The 14,806-nt window shown below is 68.3% G+C and carries 7 protein-coding genes and 1 pseudogene; 3 read left to right on the top strand and 5 right to left on the bottom strand.

What is annotated here, in order from left to right:
- Together AAHZ94_RS02300 and AAHZ94_RS02295 are read left to right on the top strand one after the other, a co-directional pair.
- Window positions 1-2,249, top strand: a pseudogene (locus AAHZ94_RS02300) (hypothetical protein); the annotation flags it as partial.
- Window positions 2,250-2,334: 85 nt separating this feature from the next.
- The gene (locus tag AAHZ94_RS02295) at window positions 2,335-5,403 is read left to right on the top strand and encodes a pPIWI_RE module domain-containing protein (RefSeq protein WP_349990130.1); all 3,069 of its coding nucleotides are present in this window, start codon (window positions 2,335-2,337) and stop codon (window positions 5,401-5,403) included.
- Between the two features lie 566 nt (window positions 5,404-5,969).
- On the opposite strand, the gene AAHZ94_RS02290 is transcribed toward AAHZ94_RS02295, so the two are convergent.
- Window positions 5,970-7,778 (bottom strand): tetratricopeptide repeat protein, encoded by a 1,809-nt coding sequence (locus tag AAHZ94_RS02290; RefSeq protein ID WP_349990129.1) that lies wholly within the window; start codon window positions 7,776-7,778, stop codon window positions 5,970-5,972.
- 1,439 nt (window positions 7,779-9,217) lie between these two features.
- Between AAHZ94_RS02290 and AAHZ94_RS02285 the strand changes: the two genes are divergently transcribed.
- Entirely contained in the window at window positions 9,218-10,594 is a 1,377-nt protein-coding gene (locus AAHZ94_RS02285; protein ID WP_349990128.1) for an NAD-dependent epimerase/dehydratase family protein, read from the top strand.
- A 439-nt stretch (window positions 10,595-11,033) separates the two neighbouring features.
- Here the strand turns inward: AAHZ94_RS02285 and AAHZ94_RS02280 are convergent, their stop codons facing one another.
- From AAHZ94_RS02280 to AAHZ94_RS02265, 4 genes are read right to left on the bottom strand one after another with little or no spacing between them, the layout of a single operon-like run.
- Window positions 11,034-11,810 carry a sugar phosphate nucleotidyltransferase gene (locus AAHZ94_RS02280; RefSeq protein ID WP_349990127.1) on the bottom strand — a complete coding sequence of 259 codons (777 nt, stop codon included), beginning with the start codon at window positions 11,808-11,810 and terminating at the stop codon, window positions 11,034-11,036.
- A 16-nt stretch (window positions 11,811-11,826) separates the two neighbouring features.
- On the bottom strand, window positions 11,827-12,891 hold the full coding sequence (locus tag AAHZ94_RS02275; protein ID WP_349990126.1) for a DUF2332 domain-containing protein: 1,065 nt from the start codon (window positions 12,889-12,891) through the stop codon (window positions 11,827-11,829).
- A gap of 10 nt (window positions 12,892-12,901) precedes the next feature.
- On the bottom strand, window positions 12,902-13,567 hold the full coding sequence (locus AAHZ94_RS02270) for an RraA family protein (RefSeq protein ID WP_349990125.1): 666 nt from the start codon (window positions 13,565-13,567) through the stop codon (window positions 12,902-12,904).
- A gap of 15 nt (window positions 13,568-13,582) precedes the next feature.
- Entirely contained in the window at window positions 13,583-14,803 is a 1,221-nt protein-coding gene (locus tag AAHZ94_RS02265) for an SIS domain-containing protein (protein WP_349990124.1), read from the bottom strand.
- Window positions 14,804-14,806 lie beyond the last annotated feature (3 nt).

Here is a 14,806-nt window from a genome sequence, read left to right as displayed (position 1 = left end):
CTGCCACCCTCGTCACCACCGGCGTCTCCGAATCCTGGCTCGACCAGTTGCAGACCCATGAGATCGCCGAACTCGCCCGGCAGGGAAGACTGCCGCTCTCCGACCAGGACGTGGAGCGGTGGTCCGCCGCCCTGGACATCGTCGGCACAGCGGCGGACCGGCTGTACGCCATGCTCATCGACGACGAAGGGCTGCGGAGCTGGGCACAGATCGACTACTTCAGTGCATGGACCCTTCAGGAGAAGCTACTGAACGCCTGGTACCCGCTGACGTCCGGCCGTGCCGACCGGCGTCCGGACGGCACAGAGGGGGCCGACGTCGAGGACGAGACCGCGCTGTACGAGGACGAGGACGACGGAGCAAGGGAGGACTTGGGAGAGGCGGTTCTCCCTGAGCCGGAGGCGCCCTGGGCGCACCGCCGCAGTGAGATCACCGGATTCTTCGACACGTTCCGAGACGATCCGCTCGGCGGGCGGGGCCCCTACCTGACGCCCGCCGACGAACTCACCGCCCTCGCCCACGACGTCCTGCACACCCTCGACGAGAAACGGACACGCGGCCGAGTCCGCACGCTCCTCGACTCCTTCCTCGTCGGAGCGCCGGGGCCCCAGCAGCGGCCGCCGTTCACCGTCCGTCAGGGCAGGAAACCGGCGCGCGAGGAGGTGCCGCTGACCGAGGAATGGCGCGAACTGAACGCACGGCGGCTGGAATTTACTCTGGTGCTCGCCGCGCTGCACCAGCGCCTGGACCGAGTGACCTTCCTGTGGCCCCAGGTGGAGGCGGCGCTGCGGCTCGACGCGGCGAGCCACGAACTGACCCGCCGGCCGCCCCTCGACTACGCGCCGCTCCTGCCCGAGGCGCCCATGGGCAACGTCCTCGGCTTCCAGTACCTCATCGACGAACGGGCGGCCGCCCGCGACAAAGACGGTCGCCGCACCGGAACCCTGCGCTTCTTCCGCTGCGCGGGCGTGGGCCGCGAACTGCTCCTCGGCCTCCCCCAGCTCGGCGCTGATCCCGCCTCGGGAGAGGCCGGTCCACACGTGCTGCTGATGTCCGGCACCAGCTGGGCCGGCACGTCCACTCGCGCCCATGTCCTTGCTCCCGTCCGAGCGGTCCTGAAACCGCAGAGCAAGGCGCTGCGGTCCATCCGGGACACCGTGTTCCGCACGGAGTTCCTCTACGACGCGGCCGGTCAGCCGATCCTTCTCTCCGGGCAGGACCCTGACAATCGCGAAGGCGCCCTTCGCCTGATGATCGACCGTCTGGCCCGTCCCCGCAGGGACGGAACCACCTCTCCGCTGCAGAGCGAACTCGCCCAGATCCCCGACCAGCGCCGCAAGCGCGCCCTGCTTCTGGTGGGCAGCTACGCAGAGGCTGGGGTGGCTGCCACGGCCCTGGACGAGATCCCGCGCTGGCGCGGCCGGGTACGCGTCCTGGCTGCCGACGACGCGGAACTCGAAGCCGCGGTCGACGGCACCGCGGCGGGCGGGAGTCGGACACGGAGCACAGGAGCGGTGCGGCGCGGAGACCTCGCCTCCTTCGCCGAGGACCCGGACGCCGAACTGCTCGTCGCTCCCCTGCTCGCCGTAGAGCGTGGGCACAACATCCTCACCACCCCACAGCGTCCCGGTGAGGAAAGGGTGGCGGCGTTCGGAACGGTGTTCTTCCTGGTCCGTCCCCACCCTCGCCCCGATGACCTGTCCCTGGCCGTGTTCGCCATCAACGACTGGGCGAGCCGGTTCGTACGAGGTCAACTGAACAGCGACGGGGCGACATTCGGTGATCTGGTGGCGGAAGCCGACGGTCTCGACGCGGCAGGCGGCACCTTCCGCACCGTCGCCCGCCGGGTCTGGCGGCACGTGCTGTCCCGTCCCTACATCTACTCCTCGCTCTCCGACGACGAGAAGGAGTCCTTCGTCTGGGATCAGCTCGTCACCATCTGGCAGGTCATCGGCCGCCTCGTCCGCGGTGGTGTACCGGCCCGCGTCGTGTTCGTCGACGCCGCCTTCGCGCCGCGACTGGCCGCGGCACAGGCACCCGTCGCAGGCAGGGGCAGGCGCTCGCGTACCAGCGACCCGGGACTGCTGGTACGCCTCCGAGACGTCCTCGCCCCGTACTTCAGCGATACCGAGAACACCGCCGACAGGCCCGACCCTGCCGACACCGAACTCGTCAAGCTGCTCTACCGCCCGCTGTACGAGGCGCTGTGCGACGTGGACGCTCCGCCCGCGCCGCGCGGCACCGACTGACACACCGGGACGCCGCCGTTGCCAAGGCTGCTGTCGAAGACACGGCGCTCCACCGACCACGTACGACATCGCAGGGAGAACGGACATGTACCAGCACATTCGCCGATCCGCCTACCACCTCGCCGAGGACAGCGAGCCCTGGACCGAGGACTACCGCGCCCTCGCCTTTCCCGAACACTGGCACGCGGACCTCCTCGAACTGCACAACCACGGGCGCGACGAGGAGAAGAGGCAGCGGACCCTGCCCACGCGCCGGCTCGACGGCGTCCTGCAGACCCTCGCTCCCGACGTGATCGTGCGCCCCCGCCCCCGGTTCCCTGTCGAGCCGGGGCCGAAGCAGAGCCCCCCGGCCGCCGAGGACTTCTGGATGTACGTCCCGGCCTCGGCGACCGATCCCCTCCCGGATCGCTCCTTGCGGCAGCTCCTGGACGCGTGGCTGCGCACACTCGGCCCAAAGGGCGCGGGGCAGGCCCCCGCGTTCCGCTCGCTGCTGCTCGCGAGTAGCGCCGACCTCAAGCGGAACATGCCCGAGTGGCAGCCGGTCACCGGCGTCGAACTTCTCACCGGCGCCGTCACCCCCGGCGGGACCGCCGCCCCCGCTCCCCGGCAGTTCCAGCTCGCCACCGACGCGTTGGCCCGCCGCATCCTGTCCCTCGATCCCTACCGCTTCGAAGGAGGAGAGCTGCGCTTTCGGGCTGTACCGCGCGGGCCTCGCGACCAGGGGGCCGAACTCATGTCGCAGCCGCTGTGCCGGACGGTCAAGCGCAAGGAATGGTGGTTCTCCGTCGTACTCAACATCTCCCTGCACACCGCGCCGTTCGATGCCAGGCCGCGTCTGCACCTGCACTGGGGCGTACGGCGATGGGCGACGCATCCGCGGGCCACCACCAAACGCCTCAACCTCTCCTATCGGGAAGCCACCACGGTCTACTTGAGGCCCACTATCCCCTGGCTTCCCGGAGCACCGGCCACCGAGCGCTACGCACTCGCCCGACTGCGCCGGGACCGGGTAGCGGACACCTTCGTCTGGTCCGAGAACGACACGGCCGGCATCCTGCGCGGACTCAGCCTCGCCGGCAATTTTCCCGACCCTGAACAACTCCTCGTCGAACCGGGCTCCTGGATCGGCGAGGGTGGAGGGGTCCGCGCCGCAGTGGTGCACAGCACCCGGATGGGAAAGCACGAGATCGGCACCGGCTTCATGCCCAACCAGCGTGCCCAGCTGACCGAATGGGCCGAACAGGCCTTTCCGGAGTCCGTGGTGCGGGTACCTGATCTGAAGCGGGGGCGCGGCAAGGGCATCGGCGCACCGGGGAACCGGCGGCCCAAACCGAGGACCGACGAGGGCAAGAAGACCGAGCTGCTCCGCGAGACCCAGGCGCGCAGGGCGAACCTCGCGGCGCAGGCGCGGATGGCCGGCCCGACCCCGCACCACAGTGGTCAACCGTTGGTAGAGATCCGGTTGCTGTGGCAGTCACCAGAGGTACGCAAGGAAGCAGTGGCCCAGTTCGCACACGCCCTGGGTCTTGATGGTGATGGCGGCGCCTCCGCAGCCGCGATCACGGACCGGGACTTCGACGAAGCCCGGCCCGGGGCACCGGTCGTCCTCGCATGGCAGACGGAGGAACTCACCCTGCGGTTGCGGTGCCTGCCCCTGGCCGACGGACTCGGAGACCGGCTGGTGCCTGACCCGGCCGTCAAAGGCAAGGGAGCGGCCATCTCGACGGCCATTGTCGAGCGCCGCAAAGCCCTGGACTCATGGCTGCGCGCGGACGGCGCGGACCCCGGCCGCCCTGAACTTGCCCTGGTGGAGATCGCCCACCGCAGCACCTTCCGCCCGTCGACGACGGACCCCAAATTCGCCGTTCGGCTGGGGTGCGCCGACGCGGGCGTACTGACCCAGTTCGTCGTGACCCCCTCCACTGACCGGCAGATCGACAACGCGGACAGCATCGGGCATCGCACCCACAGCTCCTGGCTAGACGGGCTGCGTCAGCTTGGCGTCCGCGTACTGCCACAGCACACCCTCGGCGACGACCTGCCCGAGGGGCTTCAATACGCCGCTGTCTGGATGGTGAAGCGCCGCAAGGACGGTCCGACCCGGCTGCCCAAACACCTGCCCGTGGCCGTCCTGGCCACCCCGCTGCCGCACGCGACGGGGCAGGCTGCCGTACGTGGCTGGGACGACGCCGCGGGAGAGTGGGTGCCGTATCCGCGCTTCCTCCTCGGCCTGGTGAAACAGGCCGAGATCGATCCCGAGGCATGTGCGGAGCCCAACCCGCAAGGCGACGGCCCGCAATCGAGTGCTCCCCGTGTGACCGGCAAGCAGTGGCGCACCAACCTCGCCCAGCAGCGCAAGGAGACAGCGGCATTCCTCCAGCGCGTGCTGCACTCGCTCCGCGGTCAGCCCACCGCGCTGATCACTCACGCACAGAACAGCAGGCTGCACTGGCCATGGTTGCAGGATGGTCGGATCGAGCGGGATCTGATCCGGACGGGCCACGCCCCCGCGGGCCGGCTCGACGATGAACTCCGCCTTGTGCGCGTCCGAGGGTGCGGCGGGCGGGAGACCGCACAGTGGTGGGGCCTGGCGGAACCCGGTAAGCCGCACGGCCAGCCGGCCGGCTTCTGGGTCCAGGCCTTCCCATCGCAGGGCGGTGTCTCACCAGGCGACCGGATCTTCTACAGCACCACGGAGCGTCCCGGTACCCATGCCGTGTCGCCTGCCCTCGACCGCCTGGCCACCAGGGTCAACGCCGCGGGCAACCTCACCTCGCAGGCGGGCACCAGCGCCTGGAACCCGACCTTGCTCGAAATCGCGGTGCTCGGCTGTCACGCGAACGACGACGCTGGCGCCCCTGCCCTGGGAAAGCCGGACGAGGCCGAGGCTCTGGCCCTCGCCGTACACCAACTGCGCCAGGCACCGGACTATGCGGCGGCCCTGTCCCTGCCGCTCCCGCTGCATTTGGCGGGACTGGCCCAGGCATACGTCCTCCCGATGATTGTGGAGGGTGACGGGAGTTCAGCGGGAGCGGTGGCGGATTCCACTGTGGAACAGGACCAGGGGAGCGCGACGGACAACGATTCGGACCCGGATCTCGTGGACGCTGCCGAGCTGACCACGGAGCCCGAAGAGGGAGACGACGAGGGGTGAGGCTCCTCTGCGGAGGGGGCTGGGTGTGGGACGAAGCGGTTCTCCCACTCAGCGATCGATGCACAGCCACTGGCTCCGCGACCTGCAGGGTCCGGCGGCTGCGCCACGCTGGATGGCCGACACCAAGATCCAATCTATGCGTGCGGCCTTGCGACGACATACGTGGAGCAGATTGAGCCAGCAGCCGCGAACAGAGCAGGCGCCGCTTTGGCGCCCGCTCTGGGAGTTCCCGATGGGCCGTCAGAATGGCTCTGACCAGGTATTACTCTGTCGCGGCTGGAGATAGCCCGTCGGTTGTCTCCCGAACTGGGGGACGTATGTGGGACGGGGAGCCAAAAGGCGAGGGTGAGAACCTGGGCAAAGTTCGCTCCTGAGAAACGAAGAAGCCCTCCGCAAGTGATCTTGCGAAGGGCTTAAAATCGCCTCTGACCTGTATAAACGTGCGCCCCGGCAGGGCGCCAGGCAAACGGAAATGGTTCAGCACGGTGGTATGCGGGGGCACGGATCGCCGTCGAAACCACCGTGCGCGTCTGAGGCATGGCACAGGTAGGCCGGATTCAAACACCTTAGCGGCACGCGGTACGGACACGCCGTGGCAGTCCCCGGTCGTGCTGTTCCGCCCCGGCGAGGGCATCAAGTCCGCGGCGGGCTCTCGGCGTACTCTTCCAGTAACTGCAACACCCTTGTTGCATCCGAATGCCCGGCCTCACCGCTCTCCAGAACCTCAGCACAGCCTCCTCCGCCCGCCCTGTCCCTAGCAGCAGCATCGCGAGGTTGTAGGTAGCGTTGAGGTGCCCGGCATCGGCCGCAGCACGCCAGACGGCTTCTGCTTCCTCGACACGCCCCGCCTGTTTCAGCAGGGCACCGAGGCTGTTGGCGGCGTCGGGCTCTCCGGCAGCCGTCGCGGCGCGCCAGACGGCTTCTGCTTCCCCAATTCGCCCAGCCCGCCTCAGCAAGGCGCCGAGGAGGTAAGCGGCGTTGGGGTGTTCGGCATCGGCCGCAGCGCGGTAGAAGTGTTCTGCATCTTCAATACGTCCGGCGTTTTCTCGCAGGATGCCGAGGTTGTAAGCGGCGCCGGGGTACCCGTCTTCGGCTGCCGCACACCAGGCGGCTTCTGCTTCCTCGGTGCGCCCGGCATCGGCCAGCAGGACACCGAGACTGTTGGCAGCGGCGGGGTACCCGGCATCCGCCGCAGCGCGGAAGACGGTTTCTGCCTCCTCGATACGCCCGGCTTCGCTCAGCAGTTGACCGAGGTTGAAGGCGGCTTCGTGGTGTCCGACATCGGCCGCAAGACGGTAGATGAATTCCGCGTCCTCGATACGCCCGGCCTCGCTCAACATGACACCGTAGTTATTGGCGGCATCGGCATCTCCGGCACCTATTGCGGCGCGCCAGGCCACCTCAGCGAAGCGCATGGCTCCATGTTGGTAAGCGCGCAGACCGATGTTGAACCCGTCGCGGGTGAGGGTGGCGGCGGCGTGGGCGAGTGCGGCCTGCCAGGCAGCGTCGGGTATGGGATCGGAGGTGTGGTCGACGAGGTAGTCGAACGCTTCCCACGCTCCTACCTGGGGCGAGCCGTCGTGGCCTTCAACGCTGGTGTCGTGGGGGTCTGCAGCGGGGATGAGGAGGCTTGTGGCGCCGTAGCGGATCTGCGCTGCCCACTCCAGCGCGCTGTCCGCGGGTTCGGGTCGCAGTCGGGCTCCGCCCTTCGCCTTCAGGTAGTGACCGTGAAGCCCGACCAAGATGTCGGTAGCGTACGGGGCCGGTAAACCAGTGCGGGCCAGGTCGACGGCGGCGGCGACCAACGCCGCGCCGCGAGGGTGACCGCCTGGCCGCCAGGCGCGGCGCCACTCAGCTAGAAGGGCGGGGCCGGCGGCTAGGTACTCGGCAATGCCGTAAGGGCCGTGGTGGGTGGTGGCGTCCACGATCCGCACGTCGTCGCACTCCCGGGCACGTACCAGTTCGGCCTCACTCCAGATCCGGTCCAGTTCGACCGGTTCCACCTGGTTCAGTACCCTCGCGCCGAGGTCGGCAGCCAAGTACCCAGCGTGGTCGCCATCGCGGGCAGCTCGGTCAGCGGCGGGCCGGGTGAACGCCACCCACTCCCGAGCCCGCATCGTGCCCACCACCGGCACCCTCAGCCGCGCCAGCTCCGCCAGCAGCCCCGGCTCCAGGCCCCCAGGACCGAGGTACTTCTCCATGTCATCCAGCCACACCACACACTCCAGGCCGCTGCCATCAATGGCCTCCACCACTCCCGGAAGCTCAACGCCGACCGCGGGGGCAAGAACACGATGCCCGGGCAGGGTGGCGCGCAGAGCCTCGAAGGCGGCACGCGTCTTGCCCGCGGTGGAATCCCCCACCACCAACACCATCCCCCCGCCCTGGCTTGTGGCAGCAAGTCGCTCACGCAGCACACGGTCCTGGTCGCGGGGAATGTAGGGAGGCACAGCGTTGCTGTCGTCATCAAGGCGAGCCCGGTGCACGCCCGCGGCCAACGCATCCCAAGAGCCACCGGCCGGAATCCACCAGCCAGTCGGGCACCTTTGCGCCCGAGCTGAAGTTCACCACCCCGATGTCCCTGGCTTGAACCACCGCGTCCAGCCGACCTCCGATGACGGCGTTGTGCACCGGTTCATGCTGGATAGTCTGAGACATGTGGTTGTGGTCGCCAGTGACCACAATGTCGGAGTCACTGCCGACGGCAACGGCCCGCTCTCCAGTCGCTCCCAGAGTGTTACCCGGGTGATGCGTCCGTGCCGATGAGGCCGTGGAATCGGCACGGACGCCAGAGTCGCCGGCCAACTGCTCGCTGTTTCCGGTTGCCGGATCGGGTCCCGCTGGACGTGCCCTAATCTTCCGGCGCCAGGCGAACGGGGGCGTCATGTGCGGCTACCGTCCCTGGTGACGGCCTCGCCGAACTCCCTCTCCGCAACCACCAAGCGCCCTACAACAATGGGGATGGCGGGCGCCCCGGCAACCGAGACCGTACCTGCCCCGCCGCCCGCTGGCGCAATAGGAGAGGGGCTCTGCGAGTAGAGGTGGTTATGGTTGCCAGCGACCACCCGGCCGATTCCGCCGCTGGCCGTCACCGATCGCGCCTCCGGCGGCGTAGCGGGACAAAAGCGCACGGCGCGCACGGACACGACCAGGCCGTCGAGCCCAGCAGTACCCACGGCCTGCCCTCCCGTAGGCAAGTTCACCGCCAAGGCCACCAAATCTGCCGGGGCCATGCTGCACACCGCAGCGACAGCCCCCATCTCGACACGCGTCCTTCGCACCATCCCTCCATGTTGCCGGACGGACCGCTCAGGTGTCCGGGCAACTGCCTTCCGGTCCGGTCACAGGGACGCAACACGGTGGGACGAGCTCGCCGAGTCGGAGTCAGCCCCCGAGCCTGCCACCACGCACCTGGCGCCTGGCCGTTGTGCTGCGAGGCAGACGCTGGTTATGCCGGTCACCAGCCCGGCAACGACTCTCGGGCCCTTCCGCCCCATGGCCAGCCAGTAGCTCCTCGTCCCTACGAGCAACACCACCCCATTGGCGCCGTGGGCCCCCACTCAGCGCGCCAGCCGGACCACCGTGGACACGCGCCGCCGTGACCCCATTCCCCGCCGCGCTGTCCACTGACCGTGAAGCCTGTCACCCGGCCGCTGCACACGCCCTGGGATACAACATCGGCTCACCCGACGGCCTTGATACAAAGCGTTCGAAACAGCCACTTGGCCGATATCGACAACCTCTTCACGGCGCTCCGCTAGCTTTGCTGTCAACCGTCAACCGTGGCCACAAAGGGGCCCAGAGGGGATAAGCCGTGACTGTTCCCGTCGCCGGTGGAGCCGGTTACATCGGAAGCACCGTCGCATCGGCGTGTCTGGACGCGGAAATCACCCCGGTGATCCTCGACAGCCTCGTCACGGGCCGCAGGGAGTTCACCGACGGCCGGATCTTCTACGAGGGCGACATCTCGGATGGCGCCGTGGTCGACAAGGTGTTCTCGGAACACCCGGACATCACTGCTGTGGTGCACTGCGCGGCGCTGATCGTGGTACCGGAATCCGTGGCTGACCCGATCGGCTACTACGAGGCGAACGTGGGGAAGAGCCTGGACTTCGTTCGCCACCTCCATCGCAACGGCTGCGATCGCCTCATCTTCAGCAGCTCGGCCTCTATCTACCAGGCCGAGGACGGCTCTCCCGTCACCGAGGACTCGCCGCTGGCGCCGCAGAGTCCCTACGCGCGGACCAAGGCCGTGTGCGAGGAGATGTTCGCCGACATTGCCGCGGCCGGGAAGATGCGGGTGCTCTCGCTGCGGTACTTCAACCCGGTTGGCTCCGATCCCCTGCTGCGGACCGGTCTCCAGCTCAAGCGCCCCAGCCATGCGCTGGGCAAGCTCATTCAGGCCCACCAGGAGGGCACGGCGTTCCCGGTAACCGGCGTGAACTACCCGACCCGCGATGGAACGGGCATCCGCGACTACGTGCACGTCTGGGATCTCGCCGCAGCCCACATCGCGGCGATCGAGCAGTTCGACTCCATTCTCACCGCGTCGAAGCCATCGATCGCGATCAACCTGGGCACCGGTGCCGGTACCACCGTTCGTGAGCTGTGCGCGGCGTTCAACAACGTCGTGAGCACCCCCCCTGGCAACGATCGACACCGATCCTCGACCCGGCGACGTAGCCGGCGGGTACACCACGAGCGACCGCGCTCAGAGTCTGTTGGGGTGGACGCCGAAATTAAGCCTGGAGGACGGAATCCAGTCCGCACTGGACTGGATTCCGGTACGCGACAAGCTGTTGAAGGACTGAGTCCGGGCCTCGCCCCCGCGGGGGCTTCAGTGCAGTCTGGCTTCGAGGTCGAGCAGGTGTTGCATGGCTGGAGTGAGCCACGCGGTGTCCCAACGGTGCTGGGCCGGGGCGTTCTGGTAGGCGCGGTGGGGGATGCGGAGTGCGTTGAGGAGTTGGTGGCCGGCGGTCCAGTCGGCTGCCAGCGTGCCGATACCGCCGAGCGCGATGCGGTGGGTTCCGCGCAGGGCTGCGGCGTGGCGGCGCAGGTTGTGCCGTACGTCGTACTCATCGAGTTGCTGGGTGCTGCCGGCAGCTTCCACGAGCTGCGGGTGCGGTGGCCGGTCGCTGAGCAGAGAGGTGTCCCAGACGCTGGCGGCGGTGAAGAGGCGCGGGTGTCGTGACAGCAGGTTCAGGGCTGCGAAGCCTCCCTTGCTGAACCCCAGCAGATGAAGGTGCACCGGTAGGCGAGGCTGCCCGCAGAGGAGGGCGAGGACGGTCGGCACGACGACGTGCACGAGATGGTCCTCCTGCCGGCGGTCGGCGCGAGTGGCGTGGTTGACGAGCCAGGGCGAATCGCTGAAGGTCGGCGCGGCGAAGACGGTCTCCTCGCGCAGGTCCCCGGGAAGCCGTCCGATCTGTTCGAGACTGGAGCCGTACTTCCGCCCTTCGCCCCTCTCCACGGGCAGGACGAGCACGATCCTGCGCACGGGTTGCTCGGGCAGGGTCACGGTGACCCGGGTGCCGGGCCGTTGGAACGGGCTGCGCAGGGCAATGGTGATGCTGTCTGCGAAGAGGGCGGGGGCGTCACCGAGATCCACGCGGTGACGCGTCGTGGCTAGTTCAGGTCCGGAGAGTGGCGACGGCATCGGCGTAGGTCTCCCAGTTGTCGCAGTTGAACCGGAGCTCGGTCGGCAGGAGAGGCACTGCCCTGAGCTCGTTGCCCGCGGCGATCCAGCGACGCACCGCGTCGATGAGGTAGAGCTCGCCGTTCGGCCGCGGTGCGCATGCGCGTAGAGCTTCGTAGATGAAAGGTGTGAGCATCCAGCGGGCGGCACAGGCGTGCACCCAGCGGGCACCGGTGTGGTCCAGGCCAGTACTACCGAAGCCGACGTCGTACGGGCTGGGCACCGTCCGGGGTGGGTCCGCCGCGCCCAGGATGGTCTCGTGTGGGGGGACCTCATCCGCCGGGAACACACGGGTCAGGACGGCACAGTGTGCCGCCTCGCCGTGGGTGAGGCGGCGCAACGGCGCCCACCCGCCGGTGGCTGGGCGGATCAGGTTGTCGCCGAAGGCGAGGACGAACGGCTGTCCCTGTGCCCATGTCTCGGCGTCGAGGACGGGTGCTCCGGGCCCGGCACCGCCGTCCTGGACCCGGTAGGAGAAGTCCATCCCGTACGCCCCGCCACTGCCGAAGTAGGCAGGGACCTGGCTCTTGTGGGAGGCGATCACGAAGAGGACGTCGGAGATCTCGCACGCACGCAGTTCGTGGACGAGGTGCTCCAGGATCGGTACTCGTGCGACGGGCAACATCTCTTTGGGGACGACGCGGGTGATGGGTGCCATCTTGGTGCCCTTGCCACCGGCGGCCACGACCGCCCTGCTGATCGCGTGCGTCATGGGTTCTCCGCCTCCGTCAGGTATTCGGTTGCTCGGCTGGGTTGGTCAGCCAGTGGAGCCAGGTGCCGTAGACGTCGCAGTAGGCCACGGTGTTCGAACGGACGCTCGTGCCCTTGTCGTATGCGGCCGTGACCACGCGGGGGGTGTTGTGGCCGAAGTGGCCGATCGAGATCTCGTGGAGCGGACGCTGCTGGCTCAGCTCGGCGAGGGTTTCGGCTAGACGTTCCCGGCCGCCCGGTGAGCCAAAGATCTGGTAGATCGACCAGGAGAAGACGAGGTACAGATGGTGGCCGGGCGCGGTCTGGGCGACGACCTCGGCGAGGCGATCTTCCGCTCTGCCAGCCAGGATCGTCGGCGGAGTTCGCGCCGCCAGGGCCAGGGCGTTGTTCAGGGTTCGCATCCGCGTTTTCTGCTCGGGCCAGGTGAGGCTGACCAGCCACTCGGTTGCGTCGGGGTCGGTGACGTCAACCGGGCTGATCTCGATCCCGACCGGCCGGAGGAACTGTGCGACGTTCAGGGACAGGAGCGGCCTTCCGCTCTTGATCTCGCAGGTGATGACCGTGTCTGGATCGCTGTTGGGCAAGGTGAGGCGGTGTCCGCCGTAGACGTAGGTGTAGCGGTCCCAGAGCAGGTTCAATCCGGCGCTGGCACCCACGTCCACAACCTGGATGGGACGGTCGTCGAGCTGCTGCTGGAGTGCGGCGAAAGCAGGCACGAGGACGGCACAGCGGTTGACCTCGTTGGTTTGGACGGATCGTGTCGCGATGGTCCGTCGGATCTGCTCTGCGTTGTGTCGGCAGAAGTCGGTGAGCAGGGCGTCGGCGCAGGTTTCGGACAGCACCTCGTAGCCGGCGAAGTAGCCGGCGAGTGGGTGCCGAGAACCGCGGCGGATGATGTGGTGGATGGCTCCGAGCAGCATGTTGGGGGCCGGCTGGCCCGGACGCGTGTCGGCCGCGAGGTCCAGCAGTTCGGGAGTGCGGGCGACTGAGCGACACAGGGTCTCGTACAGCGGGGACTTGCCGGCGGCCTGCTGGTCGGCGAATAGCTCGAACGCGGTTGCGAGTTCAGCGTGCTCCGTCATGGGAGACCTCTCAGATGACCTTGTAGCCGCAGTCGGTGAGTTGCTGAACGGCGCCCAAGCTCTGTCCTCGGCGACTCCACCACTTTTCGGCTTCGACGGTCATGGCGGTCCGAGTCCTGGTGATCACGGTTGTGACCTGGTCTCGGGGAACCACTACGGCACCGTCCTCGTCGCCCACCACAACGTCTCCGGGGGCGATGCGGACGCCGTCGATGACCACCGGGACGTTGACCGCGCCGCCATGACGGTCCGCGGGGTAGTCGTAGTTGAGCGGGGTGGTGCCGCGGGCGACCGTCGGAAACGCGATGCGGCGCAGCTCGGCGACGTCTCGGACCATGCCGTCGACCAAGACGCCGGTGATGCCTCGGCTCTGCATGTGCGTTGCGGTCACGCCCCCGAAGCAGGACCGTTCCTTGCCGCCGCCAGCCGCGACCACGACGATGTCACCGGGTTGAGCGAGGTCGATCGCCGCGCGTCGGACCGTCACGTCCGGGCCCAGGGCTGTGACGGCGCTCCCGCAGAGGACGAGGCCGGGGGTCTGGAGCTTCAGGCAGTACGAGAGGGCGCCGGTCTTACCGAGCGCGTCCACGATCGACGCGACCGGGAGGCGGGACAGAGCGGCGATCTCGCTCCGGGTAGGGCGGGTGATCTCGGTGTGAATCTCGCGTACGGGCACGTCGGGGCCTTTCGTTCACGGGGTCTGCGGGATGTCGGAAAGCTCGCGAAGCGGTGCCAGGTCCTGCGCCATGAGGTCGTGGGACGACATGACAGCGGCGGTGGTGAACGGGGTTCTCGCCAGCGCGGCGCGTGTGGTCCGGCACACCAGGTGGGCGATGGACTGTGCCAGGGCTGCCTGCGCGAAATGGTCGGTCTTCGGCAGTGTGAAGGAGCACTGCGTGTCGGTGGACTGGGCTGGTCCGTCTCGGTGGAGAAGGAACAGTCGGGTGCCTGCTGCCGCGGCGGCGCTGATGGCCTCCCGAGTCGTCCTGTTGGCCGAGTCGTAGGTGAGGAGGAAGACCACGTCCTTGGGAGAGGCGCTGCTCAGTTGGTGGCGGACGCCGTATGCGGGGTCAGGGTGGTCGTTGAACATCGCGCTCATGTCGGCGAGCGAGGGGTCGCGCATGATGAGCGGAGGCTGCACGCCCTCGACGCCGAGTGGAGCGTCCCAGCTCAGATTGTGCGCGAAGTGCTCACCGGCCAAGGCGAGTGGGCCGCCGTCGGGGCACAGCACGTAAGTGCAACGCCTGCTGCGGATCGCCTCGGTGACCGCTTCTGTTGTCTCGTAAAGGAAGCCAGCCAACAGGGCTGTGTCCACCGAGGCCAGGGCACGTAGATGACGCTCCTGGCTGGTGGGCAGCGACTCCGCCCGGGGCCCGAGCGCGGTGGCCGTCAGGGCCAGCGCGGTAAGCATGGCGTCCTCGCTGACCTGTTGGTCGGTCGTCCCGGTCGCCCAGACCATGCCGTCTACCGGTTCCATCTGCGTCCCGTCGCCGCCCACCAGGGCCAGCACCGGCACACGGTTGTCCTGGCAGAACCGAACAGCCTCGACGACGTTGGTCGACCGGCCGCTGACGCTGGCCGTGACGACCAATCCCACCTCGTCGATGTCCTGCGCCAATGACTGCGCGAAGAGAGTTCGGTAGTCCTGCCGGTGGGCGCCGTAGGCCATGGTCGCCGTACTCATCATCGAGTCGCTCATCGGCTGCCCGGTGTGGAAGGGGAGCTGGAGAAGGACTGAGCGGACGATCGCCGAGGAGCCGCCGTTCCCGAAGGCGCGGATCTGCATGCCACCAGCGCTGGCCCTTTGAAGCAGCTCGACGGCTTCGGAGCCGCGAGTGAACATCCGTCGGGCAGCGGCAGCCACCTCGGTCAAGTAAGCGCGGGCGAAGTCCCCGTACACAGCAGACGCCATCGT

This window comes from Streptomyces sp. HSW2009, assembly GCF_040240285.1.
Lineage (GTDB): Bacteria > Actinomycetota > Actinomycetes > Streptomycetales > Streptomycetaceae > Streptomyces.
Note: the sequence above shows the minus strand (reverse complement) of the source record. Positions and strands in the feature narration are given on the sequence as shown.

Coding starts and splice junctions, on each gene's coding strand:
- AAHZ94_RS02275 (WP_349990126.1), bottom strand. CDS start 12,891: ATGACGGAGCACGCTGAACTCGCAACCGCGTTCGAGCTATTCGCCGAC.
- AAHZ94_RS02280 (WP_349990127.1), bottom strand. CDS start 11,810: ATGACGCACGCGATCAGCAGGGCGGTCGTGGCCGCCGGTGGCAAGGGC.
- AAHZ94_RS02265 (WP_349990124.1), bottom strand. CDS start 14,803: ATGGCGTCTGCTGTGTACGGGGACTTCGCCCGCGCTTACTTGACCGAG.
- AAHZ94_RS02290 (WP_349990129.1), bottom strand. CDS start 7,778: ATGGTGTTGGTGGTGGGGGATTCCACCGCGGGCAAGACGCGTGCCGCC.
- AAHZ94_RS02295 (WP_349990130.1), top strand. CDS start 2,335: ATGTACCAGCACATTCGCCGATCCGCCTACCACCTCGCCGAGGACAGC.